This window comes from Pseudonocardia sp. HH130630-07 (genome assembly GCF_001698125.1).
Lineage (GTDB): Bacteria > Actinomycetota > Actinomycetes > Mycobacteriales > Pseudonocardiaceae > Pseudonocardia.
This window is the reverse complement of record NZ_CP013854.1, coordinates 3084489-3110790: the sequence shown is the minus strand read 5'-3', so window position 1 is coordinate 3110790 and position 26302 is coordinate 3084489. Positions and strand designations below refer to the sequence as shown.

The following is a 26302-nucleotide window of genomic DNA, read 5'->3' as shown; positions in this document are numbered from 1 at the left end:
GGACCTTACCGATCCGCGGACCGCGCCCTACGAGCGGTGCAGGATTACTCGCCCGTCGCCTTCGCGATGATCTCCTTGGCCACGCTCGCCGGAACCTCGGCGTAGGAGTCGAAGACCATCGTGTAGTTCGCCCGGCCCTGGGTCCGCGACCGGAGGTCACCGACGTAGCCGAACATCTCGGACAGCGGCACGAGCGCCTTGACGACGCGGGCGCCGGCCCGCTCCTCCATCGCCTGGACCTGGCCACGGCGGGAGTTCAGGTCGCCGATGACGTCGCCCATGTAGTCCTCGGGCGTCATCACCTCGACGGCCATCATGGGCTCGAGGATGGCGGGGCTCGCCTTGCGGGCCGCCTCCTTGAACGCCATGGAGCCGGCGACCTTGAAGGCCATCTCCGAGGAGTCGACCTCGTGGTACTGGCCGTCCAGCAGCGTGAGCTTCACGCCGACCACGGGGTAGCCGGCCTGGATGCCGTACTGCATCGCGTCCTGGGCACCGGCGTCGACCGACGGGATGTACTCCCGCGGGATACGGCCACCGGTGACCTTGTTCTCGAACTCGTACAGCGCACCGTCGCCGCTGGTGAGCGGCTCCAGGTTGATGATGACGCGGGCGAACTGCCCCGAGCCACCGGTCTGCTTCTTGTGCGTGTACTCGTACTTGGTGACCGACTGCCGGATGGTCTCCCGGTAGGCGACCTGCGGCTTGCCGATGTTCGCCTCGACCTTGTAGTCGGACTTCATCCGGTTGACGAGCACCTCGAGGTGGAGCTCGCCCATGCCGGCGATGATCGTCTGACCGGTCTCGTCGTCCAGGGACACCTGGAACGTCGGGTCCTCCTCCGCGAGCTTCTGGATCGCGAGGGAGAGCTTCTCCTGGTCCGCCTTCGACTTGGGCTCGACGGCGACCTGGATGACCGGGTCCGGGAAGGTCATCGACTCGAGGACGATCGGGTTCTGCGAGTCGCAGAGCGTGTCCCCGGTGGTCGTGTCCTTCAGACCGATGACCGCGTAGATGTGGCCGGCCACGGCCTCGTCGACCGGGTTCTCCTTGTTGGAGTGCATCTGGAACAGCTTCCCGATGCGCTCCTTCCGGTCCTTGGTCGAGTTGATGATCTGCGCACCGGAGGCGACCCGGCCCGAGTACACCCGGACGTAGGTCAGCTTGCCGAAGAACGGGTGCGCGGCGATCTTGAAGGCCAGGGCCGCGAACGGCTCGTCCTTCGAGGGCTTGCGGCTGGCCGGCGTCTCACCGTCGGTCAGGAAGCCCTCGACCGGCGGCACGTCGTACGGCGACGGCAGGTAGTCGATGACCGCGTCGAGCATGGGCTGGACGCCCTTGTTCTTGAACGCGGACCCGCACAGCACCGGGTAGGCGGCACGGTCGGTGACGAGCTTGCGGATGCCGGTCTTGATCTGGGCGACCGACAGCTCCTCGCCGCCGAAGTACGCCTCCATCAGCGAGTCGTCGGTCTCGGCGACGGCCTCGATGAGGGCGGTGCGGTACTCCTGCGCCTTCTCCAGGAGGTCGGCCGGGATCTCCTCGACCGCGTAGTCCTCGCCCTTCTTGGGCTCGCCACGCCAGGTGAGCGCCCGCATCTCGACGAGGTCGACGACACCGATGAAGTCGTTCTCCGACCCGATCGGGATCTGCAGCGGGAGCGGGGTGGCGTTCAGCCGGTCCTGGATGGTCCGGACCGTGAAGAAGAAGTCCGCGCCCAGCTTGTCCATCTTGTTGACGAAGCAGATGCGGGGGACGTCGTACTTGGTGGCCTGCCGCCAGACCTGCTCGGACTGCGGCTCGACCCCCTCCTTGCCGTCGAAGACCGCGACGGCGCCGTCGAGCACCCGCAGGGACCGCTCCACCTCGACGGTGAAGTCGACGTGCCCGGGGGTGTCGATGATGTTGATCTGGTGGTCGTTCCAGAAGCAGGTCGTCGCGGCCGACGTGATCGTGATGCCGCGCTTCTGCTCCTCCTCCATCCAGTCCATGGTGGCGGCGCCGTCGTGCACCTCACCGAGCTTGTAGTTGATCCCGGTGTAGTACAGGATCCGCTCGGTCGTGGTGGTCTTACCGGCGTCGATGTGGGCCATGATGCCGATGTTGCGGACCTTCGTGAGGTCCGTCAGCACATCCTGTGCTGCCACTGCTCAGCTCTCCCTCGATCGCGAGTTGGCGCCCGACGGCTCGCCGGTCACCAGCGGTAGTGGGCGAAGGCCCGGTTCGACTCCGCCATCTTGTGCATGTCCTCACGCCGCTTGACGCTGGCGCCGAGGCCGTTGCTCGCGTCGAGCAGCTCGTTCATGAGGCGCTCGACCATGGTCTTCTCCCGGCGCTGCCCGGAGTAGGTGACCAGCCAGCGCAGACCCAGGGTGGTCTGGCGGACCGCACGGACCTCGACCGGGACCTGGTAGGTCGCGCCACCGACACGGCGGCTGCGGACCTCGAGGGCCGGCTTCACGTTGTCCAGCGCACGCTTCAGCGTGACGACCGGGTCGGTGCCGGTCTTGTCCCGGGTGCCCTCGAGGGCGGCGTAGACGATGCGCTCGGCGAGCGACCGCTTGCCGTCCTTCAGCACCTTGTTCACCAGCTGGGTGACCAGCGGCGAGCCGTAGACCGGGTCCGACACCAGCGGACGCTTCGGGGCGGGGCCCTTGCGCGGCATCAGCTCTTCTCCTTCTTCGCGCCGTAGCGGCTGCGGGACTGCTTGCGGTTCTTGACACCCTGGGTGTCCAGCGATCCGCGGATCACCTTGTACCGCACACCCGGGAGGTCCTTCACACGCCCGCCGCGCACCAGCACGATGCTGTGCTCCTGCAGGTTGTGACCCTCACCGGGGATGTACGCGGTGACCTCGATGCCGCTGGAGAGCCGCACACGCGCGACCTTGCGCAGCGCCGAGTTCGGCTTCTTCGGCGTGGTCGTGTACACGCGGGTGCAGACCCCACGGCGCTGGGGGCTCCCCTTCAGCGCGGCGGTCTTGGTCTTGGTGACCTTGTCCTCGCGGCCCTTGCGGACCAGCTGCTGGATCGTGGGCATGAACCGTCTACTTCTTCCCGTCGGGTGTGACTGCTCGACTGTCTGTCCGTGTGACTCCGGGGACCGGGCGCCGGGGTGGCCTGTCGCATCCGCCACCGTCGCGCCGGACCCCGGGGTCGGGCGTGTCGCCCCGCGCACGCTCGGAGCCGGAAGGGCCCCGCTGAGGCATTCGGGACGTCCGTCGTGCCCGTGGTCGAGGCGCGGAACCGGCCCCGGGGAGTCGAACCACCCGGGGCCCGTGCGCCACGAGGCACGCGGACCGGCCCGACCGAAGTCGAGCGCAGGGCATAACCGTACTCGGCCCTCTTCCGGGCGGTCAAAGCGGGTCCCTCCGGACTCCGCCTCGCCGACCTCCGGGGGCTTCGGAGGTCCGCGCATCCGCCGGGGAGAACCCCCGACGGAGACCTGTGGTGACCCGACGATGCCGCACACGGCGATCCCTGGCAAGCGGACTCACCCGCTCGCCGCGGAACAGCTGCCGCTCGTCGTGGCGGGATCGGTGCTGGCCGATCGGGATGCACCCCGGTTACCGTCCGGTATGCATCTGCCGACGGCCGTCAACCGGCTCGCCACGCGCGCGCTCGTCGCACCACTGCTGGCGCCGACCCTACCCCGGCCGGTCCGGCGGGCCGGCCTCGACCTCATCGGCGCGGCGATCCCGGCGCCCCGGGGGACCCGCCGGGCCCGCGGCGAGCTCGGCGGCGTGCGGACCTCCGTCGTCGCCCCGCCCGGCGCACTGGCCCCGCACCGGGTGCTGTACCTGCACGGCGGGGGCTACGTCGTCGGCTCCTCGGCGTCGCACGGCCCGCTGCTGGCGGGGCTCGCGCACGCCACCGGGACCGCGGTGTTCGCCCCGCACTACCGGCTGGCGCCCGAACACCCCTTCCCCGCCGCTCTCGAGGACGCGCTGGCGGCCTGGCGGGCCCTGCGCGCCACCGGCCGGCCGGCCGGGCACATCGCGGTGGCCGGTGACTCGGCGGGCGGTGGGCTGACGACGGCCCTGCTCCTGCGCCTGCGCGAGACCGGCGAGGACCTCCCCGGAGCGGTCGGGCTGATCTCCCCGTGGCTGGACCTGAGCTGTACCGCGGACGCGCTGTCCCGCAACGCCGCGAGCGACGCGATGCTGGACCCGTCCTGGCTGCCGTCGGCGGCCGCGGACTACGCGCCGGGCACGCTCGCCGACGCCCCCGAGCTGCGCCCGCTCGAGGCCGACCTGTCCGGGCTGCCGCCGCTGCACGTCGTCGCGGGGGCCGAGGAGATCCTCGTCGACGACGCCGACGTCCTGGTGGAACGGGCCGAGCGGGCCGGGGTCCGGGTCCGCTACCAGCGCACCGCGGGGATGTGGCACGCGTTCCCCACGTTCGCCGGGATGCTCGCCGAGGCCGACGACGCGCTGCGGGTCCTGGGCGCCGGGCTGCGCGCGGACTGCACGTCCTGACCCCGGGGCCCGGGCCGCTGCTCCGGCCCTGGGTCCGGCCAGTACCGGCCGTGCTGGTCAGGCCGGTCGGGCCGGTCAGGCCAGTCAGACCAGTCCAGCTGGTCAGGCCAGTCGAGCTGGTCAGGCCAGTCGGGCTGGTCGGGCGGGTCGAGCCAGTCGGGCTGGTCAGGCCGGGCCGGTCGGTCGTGGACGCGGCTGCGGCGCAGGCGGCGGGGCGGATGTCGGTCGCTGGGCCCGGGCCGGGCTGACCCACGGTCCGGCCGCGACAGGCGTCCCGGTGCGGCTCTGCGGTCCCCCGCGGGCCCTCGCGGCCTCGGGACCGGTCTCCCGTGCCGAGATGCATCTCATGGGGGTTCTCCGGACGCCCGTGCCCCGTGGTGTGCATCTCGGCGCGGGGCACCGCCCGGTCGTGCCCGCCCGCGCCGACCGGCACTGCTCCGGGGTCGAACGGCCGCCACGCATGCATGCTCCGGGCTCGGGCGGTCGAGGCGCCTCCCCGGCCACGGGCACGCCTGCGCACGCCGAGCACGGGACATCTCCGGGACGACCGGCCCGCGTGTGCCCCTCAGCCACGGCCGCCGACACCCCCTGGCCACCGGCACGCCTACGTACCCCGGGCACTGCACATCTCCGGGACAACCGGCCCGTGTGTGCCCTTCAGCCATGGCCGCCGACGCATCTGCCGGGCGATCGGCATGCGCGCGCACTCCAGGTCCGAGCCGACGGCGCCTCCCCGGGCAGCACCGCGTCCTTTCCGGCCGGGCCCGCACCGATCGCGCCGCTCTCCGTGCCGAGATGCGCTGCACGGGGCTCGGACGATGTCCCGGCGCCCTCTGACGTGCATCTGGGCACGCCGGGCGATACGGGAGCCCCGAGCCCGTCCGGTTCGCCATCGCGATCGGTCCGTCCGGACCCGGGCCGGCGGGTGCCCGGGCGGCGCAGGATCACGGGATGACGGTGCGCGGACGGGCCGAGGTGTTCCGGGGAGCCGACGCGGTGGCGGCGGGGCTCGTGACCCGGGACCGGCTGCGTGGGCCGGGGTACGTCCGGTTGCTGCCCGACACCTACGCCCGGGTCCGTGACCGTGAGCCCGATCTGGGGCTGCGGTCCCGCGCCGCGAGCGTGTGGGCCGGGCCCGGGTCCGTGCTCTGCGGGTACTCGGCGGCGGAGCTGCTCGGACGGTCGTGTGCGCCGCCGTCCGCGCCGGCCGAGGTCGTCGTACCCGGGCGGGCCGCGCCCCGGACCAGGGCCGACGCCGTCGTCCGGCGGGAGACGCTGCGTCCCGCGGAGGTCACCGAGGTCGATGGGGTGCGGGTCACGACCCCGCTGCGGACGGCGTTCGACCTCGCGCGCCGGGTGCCGGGTTCCGAGGGGGTCGTGGCGGTCGACGCGCTGGCCCGGGCGCCTTCCACCCGGACCTGTTGCTGAACCTCACCGTCCGCCACCCGGGAGTGCGCGGCGTACGGAACGTGCTCGACGCGCTCACCTGGGCCGACGCCCGCTCCGGATCTCCGCAGGAGACGCGGCTGCGCCTGCTCCTGGTCCACGGCGGGCTGCCCCGGCCGGTCCCCCAGCACCCCGTCGTCGACGACCGGGAGCAGCTGTACTGGCTGGACCTGGCCTACCCGGACGCGCGCGTCGGCGTCGAGTACGACGGCGGCGACCACTTCGCGACACCGACCGCGGCCCGGGCCGACGCACACCGGCACACGAGACTCGCCGCCCTCGGCTGGCGGGTGCTCCGCTACACGGCCACGGACCTGCGCGACGCACCGGACCGGGTCCTCGCCGAGGTGCGGCGCGCGCTCGGCGGACCGGTCCGCCCGGTGCGCACGGCCTGAGCCGGTGCCGAGAGGCACACGAGGGGGCGTCGCGGCGGCTCCGCGGCCCGCTGGTGCGCATCTCGACGGGGGCCGTCCGTGCCCGGACGGTCCTGGGCGCGAAGGACCACGGCGGCGGGCACGTCTACGGACGGGCGCGGCGTCCGAACCGGCGGGCGCCGCAGTGCCGCGTGACGCGCCGCCACCGGCGACGGACCCGGCGATCCCGCCGCCGGTCGACCCGGACCCGGATCGGACGACCTGAACCGGCCCCGGACACACGAACGGGGCCGGTCACCGCCACGGGAGAGCGGTGTCCGGCCCCGTCCGGGACCTCTTCGGGAGCCCCGACCGGCCGTCGCCGGTCGGGGCGGTCTCCCACCGGTACGTACTACCGGTAGTCGCGCCCGAAGTCGTAGTCGTCCAGCGGCACCGCGGCACCGGTACCCGTGCCGAACACGTCGGGGCTGTAGTAGCCGTCGTCGTAGCTCGGCAGGGCGTAGGCGGCCGCGCGGGCCTCCTCGGTCGGCTGGACCTGGATGTTCCGGTACCGGTTGATGCCGGTACCCGCCGGGATCAGCTTACCGATGATCACGTTCTCCTTGAGCCCGACGAGCTTGTCGCGCTTTCCGTTGATCGCGGCATCGGTGAGGATCCGGGTGGTCTCCTGGAACGAGGCCGCGGACAGCCACGACTCCGTCGCCAGCGAGGCCTTGGTGATCCCCATGAGGACCGGACGGCCCGAGGCCGGCTCGTTCCCCTCGGCGACGACCCGGCGGTTCTCCGACTCGAACTCGCCCCGCTCGGCCAGTGCACCGGGCAGGAACTCGGTCGCGCCGGAGTCGATGATCGTCACCCGGCGCAGCATCTGCCGGACGATGACCTCGATGTGCTTGTCGTGGATGTCCACGCTCTGCGTGCGGTACACCTTCTGCACCTCACGCACCAGGTGCAGCTGCACCTCGCGCGGGCCCATGACACGCAGCACCTCGTGCGGGTCCGCCGTGCCCTCCAGGAGGAGCTGACCGACCGTCACGTGGTCGCCGTCCGCCAGCGGACGCTCGACGCCGTCGACGGTGGTCATCCCGAGCCACTGCCGCTTGGACAGCTTCTCGTAGGCGATCTCCTCGCTGCCGTCGTCCGGGATCAGCGTGATCTTCCAGAAGCGGTCGCCGTCCTCGATCCGGATGCGCCCGTCGACGTCGGCGATCGGCGCCTTACCGCGCGGGACCCGGGCCTCGAAGAGCTCGGTGACACGCGGCAGACCGGTCGTGATGTCGTCGCCGGCGACGCCACCCTGCTTGAACGTCCGCATCGTCAGCTGGGTACCCGGCTCACCGATGGACTGGGCGGCGACGATGCCGACGGCCTCGCCGACGTCCACCAGCTGACCGGTGGCCATCGAGCGGCCGTAGCAGGTGCCACAGATGCCGGTGGCCGACGCGCAGGTCAGCGCGGACCGGACCCGGATCTGCTTGACGCCGGCGTCGACCAGCGCGTCCAGCGCCTGGTCCCCGAGGTCGTCGCCCCGCCCGACGATCACGCTGCCGTCGGCCGCGGTGACCTCCTCGGCGGAGGACCGGGCGTACACCGAGGTACGCAGGTAACGGTGCGGGATGAGCCGCCCGTCGCTGGTCTCCTCGGTGACCGGCATGGAGATCGCCCGCTCGGTCCCGCAGTCGACGTCACGGACGATGACGTCCTGCGAGACGTCGACCAGACGACGGGTCAGGTAACCCGAGTCCGCGGTCCGCAGCGCGGTGTCCGCCAGACCCTTCCGGGTGCCGTGCGTGGAGATGAAGTACTCCAGCACCGTCAGGCCCTCGCGGTAGCTGGCCTTGATCGGACGCGGGATGAACTCACCCTTGGGGTTCGCGACCAGACCCTTCATGCCGGCGAGCTGCCGGATCTGGGTCATGTTGCCCGCGGCCCCGGACTGCACGATCGTCGGGATCGGGTTGTCCTCGGGGAAGTTCTCCTCCATCGCCTTGGCGACCTCCTCGGTCGCCTGGCTCCAGATCTTCACCATCTCGTCGTTGCGCTCCTGGTGCGACAGGGCACCACGCTGGTAGCGCTTGTTGACCTGGTCGGCCTTCGCCTCGTAGTTCTCGAGGATGCCCGCCTTGCTCGGCGGCACGAGGACGTCGGCGATCGAGATGGTGACGCCGGACCGGGTGGCCCAGAAGAAGCCGGCGTCCTTGAGCCGGTCCAGCACCTGCGCGACCTCGGTCATCGAGTACCGCTCGGCCAGGTCGTTGACGATCGTGGCCTGGCGCTTCTTCGGCAGCGGCTCGTTGACGAATGGGTAGTCCGCCGGGAGCAGCTCGTTGAACAGCACCCGCCCGAGCGTCGTCTCGGCCGTCCAGACGCCCTCGTCGTTCACCGTCTCGGACGCGGCACCCGGCGTCGGGGTGACGTCGGGGAGCCGGATCTTGATCGGCGCCTGCAGGTGGAGCACCTTGCGGTCGTAGGCCATGATCGCCTCGGCCGAGGAGCCGTAGTGGTTACCGGCGCCCTGGGCCTCCTCGCGCAGCCGGGTCAGGTGGAACAGACCCGTCACCATGTCCAGACGCGGCATGGCCAGCGGCCGGCCCGACGCCGGGGACAGGATGTTGTTCGAGGACAGCATCAGCACGCGGGCCTCGGACTGCGCCTCGGCCGACAGCGGCAGGTGCACCGCCATCTGGTCACCGTCGAAGTCCGCGTTGAACGCCTCGCAGACCAGCGGGTGCAGCTGGATGGCCTTGCCCTCGACCAGCTGCGGCTCGAAGGCCTGGATGCCGAGACGGTGCAGCGTGGGCGCCCGGTTCAGCAGCACGGGGTGCTCGGAGATGACCTCCTCCAGCACGTCCCACACCTGCGAGCGGCCGCGCTCGACCATCCGCTTGGCCGACTTGATGTTCTGCGCGTGGTTGAGGTCCACCAGGCGCTTCATCACGAACGGCTTGAACAGCTCCAGCGCCATCTGCTTGGGCAGACCGCACTGGTGCAGCTTCAGCTGCGGGCCGACGACGATGACCGAACGGCCGGAGTAGTCGACGCGCTTGCCGAGCAGGTTCTGGCGGAACCGGCCCTGCTTGCCCTTCAGCAGGTCCGACAGCGACTTGAGCGGCCGGTTGCCCGGCCCGGTCACCGGACGCCCGCGACGGCCGTTGTCGAACAGCGCGTCGACGGACTCCTGCAGCATCCGCTTCTCGTTGTTGACGATGATCTCGGGCGCGCCGAGGTCGATCAGTCGCTTGAGGCGGTTGTTGCGGTTGATGACCCGGCGGTACAGGTCGTTCAGGTCCGAGGTCGCGAACCGGCCACCGTCGAGCTGCACCATCGGGCGCAGGTCCGGCGGGATGACCGGGACGCAGTCGAGCACCATGCCCATCGGCGAGTTGCCGGTGGTCTGGAACGCCGCGACGACCTTCAGGCGCTTGAGCGCACGCAGCTTCTTCTGGCCCTTGCCGGACCGGATGATCTCGCGCAGCTTCTCGGCCTCGGCCGGGATGTCGAAGTTCTCCAGCAGCTTCTGGATCGCCTCGGCACCCATGGCACCGGTGAAGTAGTCGCCGTAGCGGTCGTAGAGCTCGCGGTAGATCGACTCGTCCGCGATGAGCTGCTGGACGTCGAGCTTGGTGAACGTCGTCCAGATCTCCTCGAGCCGGTCCAGCTCGCGCTGGGCCCGGTCACGGAGCTGGCGCATCTCCCGCTCGCCGCCGTCCTTGACCTTGCGGCGGACGTCGCCCTTGGCCCCCTCGGCCTCGAGCTCGGCGATGTCGGACTCGAGCTTCTGGGCGCGGGCCTCGAGGTCCGCGTCACGGGTCTGCTCGATCCGCCGGCGCTCCACGCTCATCTCGTTCTCGAGCGTGGACATGTCGTTGTGCCGCAGCTCGGTGTTCACCGAGGTGATCACGTAGGCCGCGAAGTAGATGATCTTCTCGAGGTCCTTGGGAGCCAGGTCGAGCAGGTAGCCCAACCGGCTCGGGACGCCCTTGAAGTACCAGATGTGCGTGACCGGCGCGGCCAGCTCGATGTGGCCCATCCGCTCACGACGCACCTTGGCGCGAGTGACCTCGACGCCGCAGCGCTCGCAGATGATCCCCTTGAAGCGGACGCGCTTGTACTTGCCGCAGTAGCACTCCCAGTCCCGGGTCGGACCGAAGATCTTCTCGCAGAAGAGCCCGTCCTTCTCCGGCTTCAGGGTGCGGTAGTTGATGGTCTCCGGCTTCTTGACCTCACCGTGCGACCACTGGCGGATGCCTTCGGCGGTGGCCAGGCCGATGCGCAGTTCGTCGAAGAAGTTGACGTCGAGCACGTAAGTCCTCTGTTTCTTCGTTATCTCGGCTACTCGGTCTACGGCAGGGTCAGTTGACGACGTCGTCGACGGTCATCGACTCCGAGCCCGGGCGGCTGGACAGGTTGATGCCCAGGTTCGCCGCGGCACGCTCGAGGTCCTCGTCGTCGGCGTCCCGCATCTCGATCGCCGCGCCGTCGCTGGAGAGCACCTCGACGTTCAGGCACAGCGACTGCAGTTCCTTCAGCAGCACCTTGAACGACTCGGGGATCCCCGGCTCCGGGATGTTCTCGCCCTTGACGATCGCCTCGTAGACCTTCACGCGGCCCACGACGTCGTCGGACTTGATCGTCAGCAGCTCCTGCAGGGTGTAGGCCGCGCCGTACGCCTGCATCGCCCAGCACTCCATCTCACCGAAGCGCTGGCCACCGAACTGCGCCTTACCGCCCAGCGGCTGCTGGGTGATCATCGAGTAGGGGCCGGTCGACCGGGCGTGGATCTTGTCGTCCACGAGGTGGGCCAGCTTCAGGATGTACATGTAGCCGACCGCGACCGGGAACGGGTACGGCTCGCCGGAACGCCCGTCGAGCAGCTGCGCCTTCCCGTCCGGGCCGACCATCCGCTCGCCGTCCCGGTTCGGACGGGTCGACGCGAGGAGGCCGGTGATCTCGCCCTCGCGCGCACCGTCGAAGACCGGGGTGGCGGTGTTGGTGTCGGCGGGCACCGAGTACAGCTCCTCGGGCATCCGCTCGGCCCACTCGGGCCGGCCCTCGATCTCCCAGCCGGACTTGGCGATCCACCCGAGGTGGGTCTCCAGGATCTGGCCGATGTTCATCCGTCGCGGAACACCGTGGGTGTTCAGGATGATGTCGACCGGCGTGCCGTCGGGCAGGAACGGCATGTCCTCCTGCGGGAGGATCTTGCCGATGACGCCCTTGTTGCCGTGCCGGCCGGCGAGCTTGTCGCCGTCGGAGATCTTGCGCTTCTGGGCCACGTAGACGCGGACCAGCTCGTTCACACCGGGGGCCAGCTCGTCGTCGTCGTCGCGGGAGAAGACCCGGATGCCGATGACCTTGCCGTACTCGCCGTGCGGGACCTTGAGCGAGGTGTCGCGGACCTCGCGCGCCTTCTCACCGAAGATCGCGCGGAGCAGGCGCTCCTCCGGGGTCAGCTCGGTCTCGCCCTTCGGCGTGACCTTGCCGACCAGGATGTCGCCGGGCTGGACCTCGGCGCCGATCCGGATGATGCCGCGCTCGTCGAGGTCGGCGAGCACGTCCTCGGAGACGTTCGGGATGTCCCGGGTGATCTCCTCGGCGCCGAGCTTGGTGTCCCGGGCGTCGATCTCGTGCTCCTCGATGTGGATCGAGGTGAGGACGTCGTCCTGGACGAGGCGCTGCGACAGGATGATCGCGTCCTCGTAGTTGTGGCCCTCCCACGGCATGATCGCCACGAGCAGGTTCTTGCCCAGCGCCATCTCGCCGTTCTCGGTGCACGGCCCGTCGGCGAGCACCTGGCCCACCTCGACCCGCGCGCCCTCGTCGACGATCGGCTTCTGGTTGTTGCAGGTGCCCTGGTTCGAGCGGCGGAACTTGTTCAGCCGGTAGGTCTGACGCTGCCCCTCGTCGTCCATGACGGTGATGTAGTCGGCGCACAGCTCCTCGACCACACCCGCCGCCTCGGCGGTCACGACGTCGCCGGCGTCGACCGCGGCACGCAGCTCCATGCCGGTGCCGACCAGCGGCGACTCGGAACGGAGCAGCGGCACCGACTGACGCTGCATGTTCGCGCCCATCAGGGCGCGGTTCGCGTCGTCGTGCTCGAGGAACGGGATCATCGCGGTCGCGACCGACACCATCTGGCGCGGCGAGACGTCGATGTAGTCGACACCGGTCGGCGAGATCAGGTCGACCTCGCCGCCCTTGCGGCGCACCAGGATCCGGTCCTCGGCGAAGGAGCCGTCGTCGTTCAGCCGGGCGTTGGCCTGGGCGACGACGAAGCGGTCCTCCTCGTCGGCGGTCAGGTAGTCGATCTGCGAGGTGACGACACCCTCGGTGACCTTCCGATACGGCGTCTCGATGAAGCCGAACGGGTTGATCCGCGCGTAGGACGCCAGCGAGCCGATCAGACCGATGTTCGGACCCTCGGGGGTCTCGATCGGGCACATCCGGCCGTAGTGCGACGGGTGGACGTCACGGACCTCCATGCCCGCGCGCTCCCGGGACAGACCGCCCGGGCCCAGCGCGTTGAGCCGGCGCTTGTGCGTCAGGCCCGCGAGCGGGTTGTGCTGGTCCATGAACTGGGACAGCTGCGAGGTGCCGAAGAACTCCCGGATCGCGGCCGTGATCGGCCGGGTGTTGATCAGGGTCTGCGGCGTGATGGCCTCGACGTCCTGCGTGGTCATCCGCTCGCGGACGACGCGCTCGGTCCGGGACAGCCCGACCCGCACCTGGTTCTGGATCAGCTCGCCGACGGTCCGGATCCGGCGGTTGCCGAAGTGGTCGATGTCGTCGGTCTCGACCGGGATCTCGGTGGCCGCGTCGCCCTGGCCGGACGTCATCGAGGTCTCGCCGGCGTGCAGCCGGACGAGGTACTCGATCGTCGTGGCGATGTCCTCCTCGGTCAGCGTGCCCGTCGGGATCCCGACGTCGAGACCGAGCTTCTTGTTGGCCTTGTACCGCCCGACCTTGGCCAGGTCGTACCGCTTGTCCTTGAAGAACAGGTTCTCCAGGAGCGCCTGGGCGCTCTCCCGCGTCGGCGGCTCGCCGGGGCGCAGCTTGCGGTAGATGTCGAGCAGCGCCTCGTCCTGGCCCGCGGTGTTGTCCTTCTCGAGCGTCGTCATGATCGTCTCGGAGAACCCGAAACGCTCACCGATCTGCTCGGCGGTCCACCCCAGGGCCTTCAGCAGCACGGTGACCGGCTGCCGGCGCTTGCGGTCGACCCGGACGCCGACGGTGTCGCGCTTGTCGACGTCGAACTCCAGCCAGGCACCCCGGCTGGGGATGACCTTGACCGAGTAGACGTCCTTCTCGGTCGTCTTGTCGATCGCGTGGTCGAAGTAGACACCCGGCGAGCGGACGAGCTGCGACACGACGACGCGCTCGGTGCCGTTGATGATGAACGTGCCCTTGTCGGTCATCACGGGGAACTCGCCCATGAAGACCGTCTGGGACTTGATCTCACCGGTGGTGTTGTTGGTGAACTCCGCCGTGACGAACAGCGGGGCACCGTAGGTCATGTCCTTGTCCCGGCACTCCTCGACGGAGGCCTTGACCTCGTCGAAGCGGGGGTCGGAGAAGGACAGCGACATCGACCCGGAGAAGTCCTCGATCGGCGAGATCTCGGTGAGGATCTCCTCCAGCCCGCTGACCGGCATCTCGTCACCGGCCTCGATCCGGCGCTGGAACCAGGCCTCACTGCCGACGAGCCACTCGTAGGACTGGATCTGCAGGTCGAGGAGGTCGGGGACCTCCAGCGGCTCTGCGATCTTCGCGAAGGTGACCCGGGTCGGTGCGCCGGGGTAGTTCGGGTTCGCCGAAGCGGAGAGGGTCGAGGTGGTCGCGGCGGCGCGGGAGACAGCCAAGATGCGTCCTTCCGAGAACTGCGCTTCTCGTCTGGCGTGCACCGGTGGCGAGCGCTACCGTCTCCCTCGATCCGTTCGGGGTCCCCCCGGATCGCGAGCCGGCAGCCCGGCCACGTGGCACGCCGTCTGTTGTCGGACACTGCCGTGCGCTCCAGATTCCCCGCGCCCGCCAGGACGGACCACTCCGGCGGAGCACCGGACGAACCAGTGCAGTCGGCGAAGCTTTCCCCGGTGGCGAGCGCGCAGAGCCTGGACGCAGACAGCGCAAACAATGACTATAGACGCTGCGAACGCAGCTGTCGAGACAGGTCGCCGATTCCAGCATCCAGGCAACCACCGTTGCCCAAGAGTGACCTGCCGGGCTCACCGAGTCAAGTCCCCGTCCGTCGATGAGCGGTCGGAAGTCGGGGACGACCGGTCGGCAACCGGCTTCCTCCGGCGTACGCAGCGGTTTCCGGGCGGCATCGGCACCCGGTCGGGGACGCACCGGGACGAGCGGTCCACGGCCCGGAGGCCCCGGAGAACGGCGAAGGGGGCGGGACCCGGTACGGGTCCCGCCCCCTTCGCGGAGCGTCGCTCAGATCACTTGAGGCTGATCTTCGCGCCGGCCTCCTCGAGCTTGGTCTTGGCGGCCTCGGCGGCCTCCTTGGTGACACCCTCGAGCAGCGGCTTCGGCGCGCTCTCGACGAGGTCCTTGGCCTCCTTCAGGCCCAGGCCCGAGACGACCTCACGGACGACCTTGATGACCTGGATCTTCTTGTCGCCGGCGCCCTCGAGGACGACGTCGAACTCGTCCTTCTCCTCCTCGGCGGGGGCCGCGGCACCGGCCGGGCCGGCGGCCGCGACGGCGACCGGGGCGGCGGCGGTGACGTCGAAGGTCTCCTCGAACTTCTTCACGAAGTCCGAGAGCTCCAGGAGGGTGAGCTCCTTGAAGGCGTCGAGCAGGTCGTCGCTGGACAGCTTCGCCATGATGGCTGGTCCTTTCTCTTACGAAAGACGTTCGGTGGGGGTGGTGATCAGCTCTCGGCGGAGTCGCCGTCGGCCGCGGCCGGGGCGGACTCGCCACCGTCGGCCTTCTTGTCGGCGAGCGCCTGGGCGAGCCGGGCAACCTGCGAGGCCGGCTGGCTGAACAGCGAAGCGGCCTTCGACATGTTCGCCTTCATCGCGCCGGCCAGCTTGGCCAGCAGCACCTCGCGGGACTCGAGGTCCGCGAGCTGCTCGATCTCGGCGACGGACAGGGCGCGCCCGTCCATGTACCCGCCCTTGATCTCCAGGCCGGGGTTGTCCTTGGCGAACTTCTTCAGCGCCTTGGCGGCGTCGACGGCTTCGCCCTGGACGAACGTGATCGCGGTCGGCCCGGCGAACAGGTCGTCGAGACCCTCGATCCCGGCGTCCGCGGCCGCGCGCTTGACCAGGGTGTTCTTCGCGACGCGGAAGTTCGCGTCCGACCCCAGGTCCCGGCGCAGCTGGGTCAGCTTGGCGACGCTGAGCCCGCGGTACTCGGTGACGACCGAGGCGTTCGACTCGCGGAAGCGGTTGGTGATCTCCTCGACCGCCGCGACCTTGTCGGGTGCTGCCATCGCTGCCCTCCTCTCGGGTGGTTGGTCCGTGCAGTGCCACCGCGCTGCGCAGGTACCGCCCTCGGGGCCGACGGCCCCCGGGAGAACGACGAACGCCCCGTGCGCAGGGCACGGGGCGGGAAAAGTACCGGCGGGCGCCGAGCGCCCGGATTCGCCTCGTCCTCCTGCGCGGGCCGCCCGGTGTTCCCGGGACCTTCGGTGGCCGGGGAACCCGGACACGGACCTGCGGTCTTCGGTGGATCGACGACGACAGTACCCGGGCGCCCCGGCCCGCCCGTCGCCGGGGGTCCGGGGCACCCGGGCCCGGGTCAGGCCGGGGTCATGGCGGCGATCTTCCAGCCGCCGTCGACGAGCTCGGCGTCCACCCGCAGCCGGGCCGCCGCGGCGCCCTCCTGCGGGGCACCGCCGTCGGCCTGGCGGCGGATCACCTGGTTCACGAAGACGTACACGGTCGCCCGGTCGCCGTCGATGCTCGCGACCGCCGACTTCGGGATCGTCGCGGTCACCACCGCCTGCTGCTGCGGGGCCAGCTCCCGGACGCTGCCGAAGATCCGCTCGAACTCCGGCTGGAAGGCCGGGGTGATCACGGCCCGGGCGTCGTCCTCGGCCTGCTGCAGGCGGGCGTGGTCGAACGAGTAGACGCGGGTGACGGCCTCGCCCACCTGCCGGCTCACCTCGGCGGTGGCGCCGACGTCGGCGAGCGCGCTGTTCGCGGCGGAGCCGGTGTACTCGGTCCGGTACCACTGCACGCCGAAGAAGGCCGCGGCCGTCGTCAGCAGCACGGTCGCCACGAGCAGCAGCACGGTCGCCCGGCGGGACCGCGGGGCGGCGGGCAGCCGGGGCCCGCGGGCGGCACCGGCCGGGCGGCCGGCGGCCTCGGGCCCTGCGGCCCGGCCGGTCCCGCCGTCGGCGGCGGATCCCTCGTCGGGTCCGGTGCCCGCGGAGCCCGCGGGGTCGTCCGGGCGCCCGGGAGCGTCGGGACCGGCCGGCCGTCCCGGTCCGCGCCCGCCCTCCGGCGCGTCCCCGGCGAGCGTCCGGCCGGCCCGGTCGGTCCGGCCCGCACCGGGTGCGGGGCCCGCGTCCGGGGCGGCCCCGGCGGGATCCGGGTCACCGGGGGCGGGCGGGGTGAACGGGGCACCGGTGCGGTCGTCGAGCGCGACGCCGCCGGGCCGGGTCCCGGGCTCGTCCGGCCCGGTCTCGTTCTCGCCCCGTCCGGGCCGGGGGCGACCGGCGACCTGGGGCCTGCGGATGCCGCCCGTGGGGCGGCGGCGCGAGGTGGACATGCGGTGACCTCCTGGGGTGGTCGACCTGGGAACGGGCGGTGGGTGCGGGTCAGCCGCCGGAGCCGGGGGTCGTCAGCGGCTCCAGCGCGTCGACCTTCCAGCCGTCCGGCGTCTCGACCATGCCGAGCTCGATCCGCTGGCGGGTCACCGTCGGCTCGGCACCCTCCGGGGTGACGGTCACGTCGACACCGGCCAGCACGCGGGCGGTCCCCGCCCGCGGGTCGACCTCGGCGACGGCGGCGTCGGCGACCGTCGCGGCGGTGGTCCGGCGCTGCTGGGTCACCAGCCGGGCGTAGGCGTCGCGGTTCTTCTCGAACTCGTCGCGCACCGAGCCCGACGACGACTGGATCCAGAGGTCCAGCCCCTTCTGGGCGTCGTCGTGGTCGAGGGTGTTGAGGTTGACGACGGCCTGGCGGGCGTCCCGCAGGACGTCGTCGCGGGCCTCGGCGACCCGTACCGGGTCGCTGTTCAGCGCGAACAGCCACAGCGCGCCGAACACCAGCGCCAGCACCGCGGCGACGACCGCGGCCACCGGCAGGATCCGGGCGGCGACGCCCGGCTCCGGCCCGGCCGGGTCCTCGGCGGTGTCGGTGACGTCGGGGCGGTCGGTGAGATCAGTGCTCATGGGGAGCGTTCCTCCTCCCGGCTGCGGGGCGCACAGCCGCTCGGTGGCCGCGCATCGGCGACCGGGGGACCGTCCGGGGAACCGCGCCGCCCCGATGGGCCGTCGCGGTACCCGCGGACGTGGTGCCGGGCAGGGTCACGGGGCTCACCCGCCCAGCAGGATCTGGGCGGCGTCGGTGACGAACGGCGAGCCGACGCGCTGGGCGCGGTCGTCGCCGAGCGAACCGGCGTTGGGCCGGGTCCCGGGACCACCGTCGGTGTCCCCCTCCCCCGGCGGCGGGCCGGCGTACCCGGAGTTGCCCGAGTAGTCCGGCACGTCCAGCGGCTGGGGCCGGTCGACATTCTGCATACCGCGCACGTTCGTCGGGCTGCCGGGGGGCTCGGCGCAGCGGGCGTTCGCGTTCACCGGGACCTCGGTGACGTCGAGGCCGCCGCGGTTGTCGGTGCCCTCGTAGCCCCGCGCGCAGGCCGGCGGGTCGAAGAAGTTGACGACCAGCCCGAGGTGCGCGGTGCCGTCACCGGGCACCACCTTGGGCGCCACCGCCACCAGGCCCGGGTAGGTCACCAGGATCTGCCGGAGCCCGGCCTGGCGCGGCTCCAGCAGCTCGCTGACCGTGCGCAGGTTCGCGACCGACTCGCCGAGGCCGGGCCCGCTCTCCCGGACCAGCGCGCGGAGCTCGTCGCCGGCGCGGGGGCCGTCGTCGATGATGCGGCGCAGGTCCGGGTCGGACTCGCGCAGCTGCTCGGCGACCTCGCGCAGGCCCCGGCTGAACTCCTGGAACTGCGGGGCGACCTCGTTCTGCGTGGTCAGCACCGGGCGGGCGTCGGCGATCAGCGCCGTCGTCTGCGGCAACGCCTCGGTCGCCGCGGTGGTGAACTGCCCGGTGGTGTCGAGCAGCTGCTGCAGCGGCTGGGCCGTCCCCTCGAAGCCCTGACCCAGCTCGGAGACCACGGTGCGCAGCGAGTCCTTCGGCACCGTGGAGACCAGCTGGTCCAGCTCGGTCAGGAAGGTGTTGATCCCCACCGGGGCCTGGGTGCGCTCCTGCGGGATGACCGTGCCGGCGGCGAGCACCGGGCCGCCGTCGGCGACCGGCTGCAGGTCCACGAACTGCTCACCGATCGGCGACAGGTTCCCGACGACGGCGCGGGCGTCGGCCGGGATCTCCGGTGCGTCGTTGGAGATGTCGAGCTGGACGTCGATCCCCGCGTCGGTCAGCGACAGCGGGCCGACCCGCCCGACGCTGGTCCCGCGGTAGGTGACGTCGGCACCGGTGAAGATGCCGCCGGAGTCGGCCATCTGGATGGTCACCGGGTACGTCGTGGCCCCGAACAGCCGGTCCAGCCCGGCGTAGCGGAACCCGGCGTAGCCGACGCCGACGATGGTCACGAGCGCCAGCGCCACCAGCTGCCAGCGGACGGTCCTGGTGATCACGATCCACCTCCGAAGAGACCGCCGAGCAGCCCGTCCCCGCCGGAGTCACGGGGCTCCGGGGTGGGCGTCGGGGTCGGGGTCGCCCCGGTAGCCGGGGCCGGGGCCCCCGGTTCGGCGGGCGGTGCGGCCGGGGCGGGGGTCTCCTGCTCCGGCCCGAGCAGCGGCAGCCGGGGCACACCGGGCGCCTGCGGGACCGGCGGGGCCTCGCCACCGAGCAGCGGCGTCAGCAGCTGCGCGGTCGGCGGCAGGGCCTGGAGCTGCTCCAGCGGCAGCGGCAGGCCGAGCTGGCGGCTCCGCAGGATGTTGTCCAGGATGCTGCCGAGGTCGGCGTCGACGGTCACGTAGAGGTTCGCGTAGTCCCCGGCGACGGCGTCGGTGGCCGCGTCGGTGAACGGGATGGTCAGCAGCAGCTCCAGCGACTGCGGCAGGTCCTGCCCGGAGTCGGCGAGGTTGCGCAGCACCGGGCGCAGCGCCTCCAGGTCGGCGAGCAGGTCGTCGCGGGACCGGTTGACGACGTTCGTCGCGACCCCGGAGAGCCGGTCCAGCGCCTGCAGCATCCCGACCAGCTGGGTCCGCTGGGCCTCCAGCTCGCGCAGCCCGGGGCTGATGTTCTGCAGCGCGTTGCTGATCTGCGGGCGCCGCGCCGCGAGCGTCGCCGACAGCCGGTCCAGGCTGTCCAGGGCGCGGTTGATGTCGTCCTTGCTGTCGTCGAGCGAGCCGACCAGCCGGTCGAGGTTGTCCAGCAGGGCGCGCACCTCGGGCTCGCGGCCGGAGAGCGCGTTGTTCAGCTCGGTGGAGATCGTCCGGATCTGTGCCACGCCGCCGCCGTTGAGCAGCATCGACAGCGCGCCGAGCACCTCCTCGACCTCCGCGGCCCGGCCGGTCGCGGCGACCGGGATCCGGCCGGCCGCGGCGAGCGAGCCCTCCGCCGGGCCGGCGGGCCGGTCCAGCGACACGAACTTCTCACCGAGCAGCGAGGTCGTCCGCACCCGCGCGGTGGAGTTCGCCGGCAGCTCGACGTCGCGGTTGACGTCGATCGTCACAAGCGCGTTCCAGGTGCCCGGCTCGACCTCGACCCGCTGCACCGCGCCGACCGGGACGTCGCCGTAGCGCACCAGGGACTGCGGGACGAGGTCGACGACGTCTCCGAAGGCGATCTGGACCTGGTAGGGGTCCTCGCCGAGGTTCGCACCGCCGGGCAGCGGTACCCCGCGCAGCCCGCCGCTGATCACCCCGCAGCCGCTCGCACCGACCGCGGCCGCGGTCAGCAGCGCGGCGACCCGCGCGGTACGGCCGCTCACGAGCCACCTCCGAGGAGTCCGCCGAACAGGCCGCCGTCCCGGGAGTCACCGGAGCCGTCCGGCTCCTCGGTGGCGTCCGGCTCGTCGGGCACCGGTGTCGGCGTGGCGGCCGGGCCGGGAGCGGGCGCCGGCGGGGCCGCCGGGTCCGGCTGCGGGCCGGGCGGCGGGGCCGGGGCCTGCGGGTCGCGCAGCTGCGACCCGGGATCGGTCAGCGACAGCGGTGAGCCGGGCAGCAGCTGCGGCGGCAGCGGGGACGACGGCGACACCCCCTGCTGCAGCTGGGTGATGACCTCCTGCGGGGTGGGCAGCGGGACCGCGCCGTCGAGCACCGGGCGCAGCCCGTCGCAGAGCGCGCCCGTGCCGGCCGCCGGGCCGTCCACCGGGAGCGGGGTCGCCGAACGTCGCAGGATCTCGCAGAGCGCCACCGGCAGCGGGTAGGCCAGCTCGTTGATGTTCGCCCGGGTGTCCAGGGTCTCCGACGAGCCGTTGTAGATGTTGGTCAGGTTGCCCAGCGCCGCGGGCGCGGTGTCGGCGACCTCGGCCAGCGCCCGCTGGTGGTCGACGATCTCCTGGGACACGTTCGCCAGCTTGTCCACGTTGGAGTTGAGCGCACCCCGGTTGTCCTGCACGAACGTCGCGACCTCGCCGAGTGCGAAGGACAGCTCGTTCAGCGCCCCGCCCAGCTCGCCGCGCTGCCCGGCCAGGAACCCGGTGACGTCGGCGAGCTTGGCGTTCAGCTCGCGCACCCCCGGGTCGTTCTCGCGCAGCGTGGAGGTGAACTTCTGCAGCTCGGTCACGGTGCCGAAGAGGTCCTCACTGGACCCGTTGAGGGTGGCCGAGAGGCCGCCGAGGTTGCGGACCGTGTCGTTGAGCGCCCGGCCGTTGCCGTCCAGGTTGCGCGCGGTGACGTCGAGGACGTCGTTCAGCGCCCCGTTCGCGTTCGCCCCCTGCGGGCCGAGCGCCCGGGACAGCTCGGTCGCGGTCCGGGTGAGGTCGTCGACGCCGAGCGGGAACGCGGTGCGCTCCAGCGGGATCGGCTCGCCGTTCCACTCCGGGCCGCCGGTGTAGACCGGGGTGAGCTGGACGTAGCGCCCGGTGACCAGGCTGGGCGAGACCACGGCGGCCTTGACGTCGGACGGGAGCCGGACGTCGTCGTCGGTGATCGTCATGTCGACCCGGACCCGGTCGCCCTCCGGCGTGATCCGGTCGATCTTGCCGACCGGCACGCCGAGTACCCGCACGTCGTTGTCCTGGAACAAGGCCGCCGCGCTGGTGAAGTAGGCGGTCACCGGGCGCCCGCCGCCGGAGCCGATCAGCCAGACCGCGCTCGCCGCCAGCACCGCGGCCACCGCCACGAGCGCGCCGAGCTGGATCTGGCGCCGGTCGTTGGCCCACGAGCCCATCAGCAGTCACCCCCGAGCGGGACGGCCGGCGGGACGAGCCCGCAGACGTAGTTGTCGAACCAGCGGCCGTTGCCGAGCGCGTTGCCGAACACCCGGATGAACACCGCCTCGTTGTCCAGGATCTCGCCGAGGTTGTCCCGGTTCGCCTCCAGCACCGCGAGCACCCGGTCCAGCGTCTCCAGCGCCGGGCGCAGCTGCTCGGTGTTGTCCGCGACCAGCCCGCGCAGCTGCACCGACAGACGCTGGACGCCGTCGAGCAGGTCCGCGATCGCCTGCTTGCGCTGCTGCAGCTCGCCGAGCAGCAGGTTGCCGTCGTCCACCAGCTTCACGACGTCGCCGCGGCGGTCGGCCAGCGTCGTCGACAGCTGCCGGGTGTTCGCCAGCAGCTGCTTCAGCTCGGCGTCCCGGCTGGAGATGGTGGTGGACAGCCGCGACAGCCCGTCCAGGGCGCCGCGGATCTCCGGCGGGGTGTCGCGGAAGGTGTCCGACAGCGTGGTCAGGCTGTTCGCCAGCGCCGCGGTGTCGAGCTGGTCGATGGTCCCGGAGAGCCCGTTGAACGCGTCGACGACGTCGAACGGCGAGGTCGTGCGGTCCCGGCCGATCGGCGCGTCCGGGTCCTGCTCGCCGTCGCCGCGCGGGTCGAGGGCGAGGAACTTGGACCCGAGCAGGGTGGCGATCTCGATCGAGGCCGTCGTCCGGTTGCCGACCCAGGCGTCGTCGACGGTGAACTCGACCTTCACGTGGTCGCCGTCCAGCTCGACGCTCTGCACCCGGCCGGCCTCGACCCCGGCGACCGTGACCCGGTCCGCCGCCTGCAGACCGGCCGCCTCCGGGAACTCCGCGGTGTAGCGGGTCGCCCCGGAGAACAGCGTCTCGAAGTTGAACGCGGCCAGGGTCAGCGCCACGACGGTCACGAGCCCGACGGTGGCGACGAGAACGGGCCGCTTCTGCCCAGCCTGTGCCATCAGTTGCCTCCCGGCTGCAGGGCCGCGGTCGGGTCCGCACTGGAGTCGGTGGCGGCCCCGAGCACCCCGCTCAGCGGGTCGGCCAGCCGCTGCAGCGACTCGGTGTCCGGGGTCCGCAGCAGCGGGTTCCGCTCCGCCTCCTGCGCCCGGTTGTCCCCGGTCGCGTCACCCGCGCCGCCGGTGGGGCCGGTACCGCCCGGACCGAGGCCGGACGGGTCGGGGCCGCAGCGGCGCTCCGGGTTGCGCAGGTCCAGGCCCAGGTCCTCGAGCGAGGTCGGCGGCAGGATCGGCGAGATGCCGATCTGCCCGTCGAGCCCGCAGAGGTAGAAGTTGAACCAGCTGCCGTAGGAGCCGACCCGGGCGATCCGGTTCAGCTTGAACGGCGCGTACTCCAGGAACCGTTCGACGGCCGGGCGGCCGCGGTCCAGCTCGGTGGCGAGGTCGCCGAGGTTGCGGATGTCGTCCCGCAGCGCCGGCCGGGCGTCCTCCACGAACGAGCCGGTGACCTGGGTCAGCGTGCCGATCGAGGAGATCGCGTCGCCGATCGGCTCCCGGTCCCGGGCCAGCCCCGAGACGACGGCCTGCAGCGAGCTGATCAGCTCGTCGAGGCCCTCGTCGTTCTCGTTGACCGTCTGCAACGTGAGATTGAGGTTGTCGATGACCTGGCCGATCACCCGGTCCCGGTCGGCGACCGAGTTGGTCAGCGACGACGTCGAGGCCAGCAGGCTCTGCACCGTGCCGCCCTCACCCTGCAGGACCTGCACGATCTCCATCGAGAGCTTGTTGATCTGGACCGGGTCGAGGCCCTGGAACAGCGGCTGGAAGCCGTTGAAGAGCACCGTGAGGTTGACCGCGGGCCGGGTGCGGTCCAGCGGGATCTGGCCGCCCGCCGGCAACGTCTGCCCGGTCGGGCCGGCGCCCTGGTCGAGGGCGAGGTAGCGCTGCCCGATGAGGTTGCGGTACTTGAGGGTGGCGTTCACCGTCGCCGGGAGATCGGTCGCGGAGTCCACGTCGAACTCGACCTCGGCGACCCGCTGGTCGACGATCCGCACGTCGGTCACCGAGCCGACGACCACCCCGGAGATCCGGACGTCGTCCCCGGCGAGCAGGCCGGTCGCGTCGGTGAACCGCGCGGTGTACGGGGTGACCTCGCCGCCGCGGGCGTTCGCGATCGTCAGCCCCAGCACGGTCGTCCCCAGTGCGGTGACCAGGGCGAAGACCAGGAACTTCAGCAGCGGTGACAGGGGGAAGCGGGTCACGTCAGCGTCACCTCCGCGCCGCGCAGCAGCGGCCCGACCATCGTGCTGCTCCAGGCCGGGACGGCCTCGGGGGAGCCGCCCTGCTGGGCGGCGAGGAGCTGGGCGACGACCTGCTGCTCGCCCGGTGAGTTGGCGACGCCCATGTCGACGGTCCCGGACTGGTGCGTGCCGTCCTCCGCCGGGAACGAGCTGGGCTCGATGCCGATGTTGCCGAGCGCCGTCGTCAGCGGCGGCAGGATGCCCGCGCCGTTCTGCCCGCTCTGGTCCTCGACCAGGTCGAAGCTGTTCGTCCCGTCGTAGGTGCCGTAGTCCTCGACGCCGAAGTCGCCGGGTGCCCCCATCGGCTGCCCGACCGGGCCCGGCCCGGGCACCGAGCCGTCCCGGAACGGGCCGTCCGGCGGGTACTGGGTGCCGTCCGGGACCGGGATCGGGTAGCAGCGCGGGCCGCGGTCGTCGGCGTACTCGGGCTCGTCCTGGTTCGGCAGGTACTTGCCCTTGCTGGCGACGATCTCCAGCGTGATGTTGACGCCGACCCGGTCGGTGCCCGGCCGGATCGCGTCGTTGATCTTCGGGATCAGGTCCACGAGCTGCCCGGTGAGGCAGGGGAACTCCGGCGAGTACCGGGCCAGGGTCTCCAGCGTCGGACGGCTGGACCGGGACAGGCCGATGATGTTGTCGCCGTTCGCGTCCAGGAAGGCCCGCAGGTCGTCCGAGGCGCCGGTGACCGAGCGGTAGAGGTTCCGCAGCCCGTCCCGCTTCTCGACGATCGTCCGGCTGGTGACCGTGAGGTCGTCCAGCGCGTCGAGCAGGTCCGGCGCGGCCACGTTCAGGTTGTCGGAGAACGTCGCGAGCTGGCGGATGTCCTCCTGCAGGTCCGGCACCGCCGGGTTCAGGCCCTCGACCAGCGTGTTCAGCCGGGACAGCGTGTCCCCCAGCTGGTCACCCCGGCCCTGCAGCGCCTGGGACAGCGAGCCGAGCGTGGTCGCCAGGTCCTGCGGGCGCACGGTCTGCAGCAGCGGGAGCAGCTCGTCGAGGACCCGCTCGACCTCCAGCGCGGACCGGCTGCGGTCCTCCGGGATCACCGCGCCCGCGGCGAGCCGGGCCGTGGACGGGGCCGGCGGCGGGACCAGGGACACGAACTTCTCGCCGAACAGCGTCTTCGGCAGCATCTGCGCCTGGACGTTGCCCGGGATCAGCTCGATCAGGTCCGGGTTCATCGACATCTCGATGCTGGTGGTCTCGCCGTCGGAGACGACCTGCTCGACCTCGCCGACGATCAGCCCGCGCACCTTCACGTCGGCGCGTTCCTGCATCTGGGTGCCGACCCGCGCCACGTTCAGCGTGACCGGGACACCGGAGCTGAACAGGCCGGCGTACTGCGCGACGGCGAGGCCGAGCAGCAGCACGATGACGACGACGAAGGTCAGCCCCTGGACGACCCGCTTGGTGGACCTCATCCCGCCACCCGCACCGAGGTCGACGTGCCGAACATGACCAGCGTGAGGAAGAAGTCGAGGATCGCGGTGCTGACGATCGACAGCCGGACCGCGCGGCCGACCGCGACGCCGACGCCCGCCGGGCCGCCCCGGGCCGTGTAGCCGTAGTGGCAGTGGATCAAGATGATCACCGTCGCGAAGACGATCACTTTCAGGTACGACAGCAGGACGTCCCCGACCGGCAGGAACAGGTCGAAGTAGTGGTCGTAGGTGCCGCCGGACAGCCCGTTGATCAGCGTGACGTTGAGCCGGGCCGCGGCGTAGCTGGCGAGCAGGCCCAGCGTGTAGATCGGGATGATCGCGACGATCCCGGCGACCACCCGGGTGGTGACCAGGTAGGGCACCGACGGCACCGCCATGACCTCCAGCGCGTCGATCTCCTCGGAGATCCGCATCGCGCCGAGCTGGGCGGTGAAGCCCGCGCCGAGCGTCGCGGTGAGCGCCGACGCGGCGACCAGCGGGGCGATCGAGCGGGTGTTGAAGTAGGCGGTGATGAAGCCGGTCAGCGCCTCGACGCCGAGCGCGTCCAGGGCCCGGAAGCCCTGCAGGCCGACCAGCGAGCCGACGAACAGCGACAGCGACGCCATCACGCCGACGGTCCCGAGGATGACGATCAGCGCCCCCGAGCCGAAGGAGACCTCGGCCAGCAGCCGGGCGACCTCCTTGCGGTAACGGGTGACCGTCTTCGGGATCCACAGGATCGCCCGGACGTAGAGCGACAGCTGGTCGCCCAGCTCCTCGAGCTGGTTCAGCGGCGCCTGCGCGGCCCGGCGGGCCCGGACGCCCAGTCGGTTGGCCAT

At 71.7% G+C, this 26302-nt stretch carries 18 protein-coding genes and 1 pseudogene; 3 read left to right on the top strand and 16 right to left on the bottom strand.

The window, feature by feature from the left end; translation table 11 throughout:
* Positions 1-44 precede the first annotated feature (44 nt).
* The 3 genes from fusA to rpsL form a co-directional block, all read right to left on the bottom strand.
* Positions 45-2093, bottom strand: coding sequence for an elongation factor G (gene fusA / locus AFB00_RS15075; protein WP_068800329.1), 2049 nt, complete (start codon positions 2091-2093; stop codon positions 45-47).
* A gap of 101 nt (positions 2094-2194) precedes the next feature.
* Complete coding sequence (rpsG, locus tag AFB00_RS15070; RefSeq protein ID WP_020622942.1) at positions 2195-2665, bottom strand: 30S ribosomal protein S7; 471 nt, start codon at positions 2663-2665, stop codon at positions 2195-2197.
* The gene (gene rpsL / locus AFB00_RS15065) at positions 2665-3039 is read right to left on the bottom strand and encodes a 30S ribosomal protein S12 (protein ID WP_068797767.1); all 375 of its coding nucleotides are present in this window, start codon (positions 3037-3039) and stop codon (positions 2665-2667) included. The genes rpsG and rpsL overlap by 1 nt, the downstream gene beginning before the upstream one ends.
* A gap of 538 nt (positions 3040-3577) precedes the next feature.
* Here rpsL and AFB00_RS15060 point away from each other — a divergent pair.
* From AFB00_RS15060 to AFB00_RS34045, 3 genes are all read left to right on the top strand, one after another.
* Positions 3578-4477, top strand: coding sequence for an alpha/beta hydrolase (locus tag AFB00_RS15060; protein WP_068800328.1), 900 nt, complete (start codon positions 3578-3580; stop codon positions 4475-4477).
* Positions 4478-5428: 951 nt separating this feature from the next.
* Entirely contained in the window at positions 5429-5905 is a 477-nt protein-coding gene (locus AFB00_RS33270) for a type IV toxin-antitoxin system AbiEi family antitoxin (protein WP_156819546.1), read from the top strand.
* A 23-nt stretch (positions 5906-5928) separates the two neighbouring features.
* Positions 5929-6318: an endonuclease domain-containing protein gene (locus tag AFB00_RS34045; protein ID WP_197519540.1), complete on the top strand. Its 390-nt coding sequence runs from the start codon at positions 5929-5931 to the stop codon at positions 6316-6318.
* Positions 6319-6688: 370 nt separating this feature from the next.
* Here the strand turns inward: AFB00_RS34045 and AFB00_RS15050 are convergent, their stop codons facing one another.
* The 13 genes and pseudogenes from AFB00_RS15050 to AFB00_RS14990 all read right to left on the bottom strand — a co-directional run bounded on the left by AFB00_RS15050 (position 6689) and on the right by AFB00_RS14990 (position 26302).
* Entirely contained in the window at positions 6689-10600 is a 3912-nt protein-coding gene (locus tag AFB00_RS15050) for a DNA-directed RNA polymerase subunit beta' (protein ID WP_068797766.1), read from the bottom strand.
* Positions 10601-10649: 49 nt separating this feature from the next.
* Positions 10650-14159 carry a DNA-directed RNA polymerase subunit beta gene (rpoB, locus tag AFB00_RS15045; RefSeq protein ID WP_068797765.1) on the bottom strand — a complete coding sequence of 1170 codons (3510 nt, stop codon included), beginning with the start codon at positions 14157-14159 and terminating at the stop codon, positions 10650-10652.
* Positions 14160-14741: 582 nt separating this feature from the next.
* Complete coding sequence (rplL, locus tag AFB00_RS15040; RefSeq protein WP_068797764.1) at positions 14742-15128, bottom strand: 50S ribosomal protein L7/L12; 387 nt, start codon at positions 15126-15128, stop codon at positions 14742-14744.
* Positions 15129-15175: 47 nt separating this feature from the next.
* Positions 15176-15739, bottom strand: coding sequence for a 50S ribosomal protein L10 (gene rplJ, locus AFB00_RS15035; protein ID WP_068797763.1), 564 nt, complete (start codon positions 15737-15739; stop codon positions 15176-15178).
* A 308-nt stretch (positions 15740-16047) separates the two neighbouring features.
* Positions 16048-17022: a nuclear transport factor 2 family protein gene (locus AFB00_RS31935; RefSeq protein ID WP_083275539.1), complete on the bottom strand. Its 975-nt coding sequence runs from the start codon at positions 17020-17022 to the stop codon at positions 16048-16050.
* Between the two features lie 49 nt (positions 17023-17071).
* Positions 17072-17647 (bottom strand): hypothetical protein, encoded by a 576-nt coding sequence (locus tag AFB00_RS15025; RefSeq protein WP_083275538.1) that lies wholly within the window; start codon positions 17645-17647, stop codon positions 17072-17074.
* 144 nt (positions 17648-17791) lie between these two features.
* Positions 17792-19078, bottom strand: a complete 1287-nt coding sequence (locus AFB00_RS15020; RefSeq protein ID WP_068797762.1) for an MCE family protein — start codon at positions 19076-19078, stop codon at positions 17792-17794.
* The gene (locus AFB00_RS15015; protein WP_068797761.1) at positions 19075-20379 is read right to left on the bottom strand and encodes an MCE family protein; all 1305 of its coding nucleotides are present in this window, start codon (positions 20377-20379) and stop codon (positions 19075-19077) included. Before AFB00_RS15015 ends, AFB00_RS15020 begins: the two co-directional genes overlap by 4 nt.
* On the bottom strand, positions 20376-21782 hold the full coding sequence (locus AFB00_RS15010; protein ID WP_068797760.1) for an MCE family protein: 1407 nt from the start codon (positions 21780-21782) through the stop codon (positions 20376-20378). The genes AFB00_RS15015 and AFB00_RS15010 overlap by 4 nt, the downstream gene beginning before the upstream one ends.
* A complete protein-coding gene (locus AFB00_RS15005) occupies positions 21782-22747 on the bottom strand; it encodes an MCE family protein (RefSeq protein WP_068797759.1) in 966 nt (321 codons plus the stop codon). The genes AFB00_RS15010 and AFB00_RS15005 overlap by 1 nt, the downstream gene beginning before the upstream one ends.
* 254 nt (positions 22748-23001) lie before the next feature.
* Positions 23002-23991, bottom strand: a pseudogene (locus tag AFB00_RS15000) (MCE family protein); the annotation flags it as partial.
* An 11-nt stretch (positions 23992-24002) separates the two neighbouring features.
* Complete coding sequence (locus tag AFB00_RS14995; RefSeq protein ID WP_068797757.1) at positions 24003-25463, bottom strand: MCE family protein; 1461 nt, start codon at positions 25461-25463, stop codon at positions 24003-24005.
* A complete protein-coding gene (locus tag AFB00_RS14990) occupies positions 25460-26302 on the bottom strand; it encodes an MlaE family ABC transporter permease (RefSeq protein ID WP_068797756.1) in 843 nt (280 codons plus the stop codon). Before AFB00_RS14990 ends, AFB00_RS14995 begins: the two co-directional genes overlap by 4 nt.

Coding starts and splice junctions, on each gene's coding strand:
- AFB00_RS31935 (WP_083275539.1), bottom strand. CDS start 17,022: ATGTCCACCTCGCGCCGCCGCCCCACGGGCGGCATCCGCAGGCCCCAG.
- AFB00_RS15060 (WP_068800328.1), top strand. CDS start 3,578: ATGCATCTGCCGACGGCCGTCAACCGGCTCGCCACGCGCGCGCTCGTC.
- rplL (WP_068797764.1), bottom strand. CDS start 15,128: ATGGCGAAGCTGTCCAGCGACGACCTGCTCGACGCCTTCAAGGAGCTC.
- AFB00_RS33270 (WP_156819546.1), top strand. CDS start 5,429: ATGACGGTGCGCGGACGGGCCGAGGTGTTCCGGGGAGCCGACGCGGTG.
- AFB00_RS15025 (WP_083275538.1), bottom strand. CDS start 17,647: ATGAGCACTGATCTCACCGACCGCCCCGACGTCACCGACACCGCCGAG.
- rpsL (WP_068797767.1), bottom strand. CDS start 3,039: ATGCCCACGATCCAGCAGCTGGTCCGCAAGGGCCGCGAGGACAAGGTC.
- rplJ (WP_068797763.1), bottom strand. CDS start 15,739: ATGGCAGCACCCGACAAGGTCGCGGCGGTCGAGGAGATCACCAACCGC.
- AFB00_RS15010 (WP_068797760.1), bottom strand. CDS start 21,782: ATGGGCTCGTGGGCCAACGACCGGCGCCAGATCCAGCTCGGCGCGCTC.
- rpsG (WP_020622942.1), bottom strand. CDS start 2,665: ATGCCGCGCAAGGGCCCCGCCCCGAAGCGTCCGCTGGTGTCGGACCCG.
- AFB00_RS14990 (WP_068797756.1), bottom strand. CDS start 26,302: ATGGCCAACCGACTGGGCGTCCGGGCCCGCCGGGCCGCGCAGGCGCCG.
- AFB00_RS15005 (WP_068797759.1), bottom strand. CDS start 22,747: ATGGCACAGGCTGGGCAGAAGCGGCCCGTTCTCGTCGCCACCGTCGGG.
- AFB00_RS14995 (WP_068797757.1), bottom strand. CDS start 25,463: ATGAGGTCCACCAAGCGGGTCGTCCAGGGGCTGACCTTCGTCGTCGTC.
- fusA (WP_068800329.1), bottom strand. CDS start 2,093: ATGGCCCACATCGACGCCGGTAAGACCACCACGACCGAGCGGATCCTG.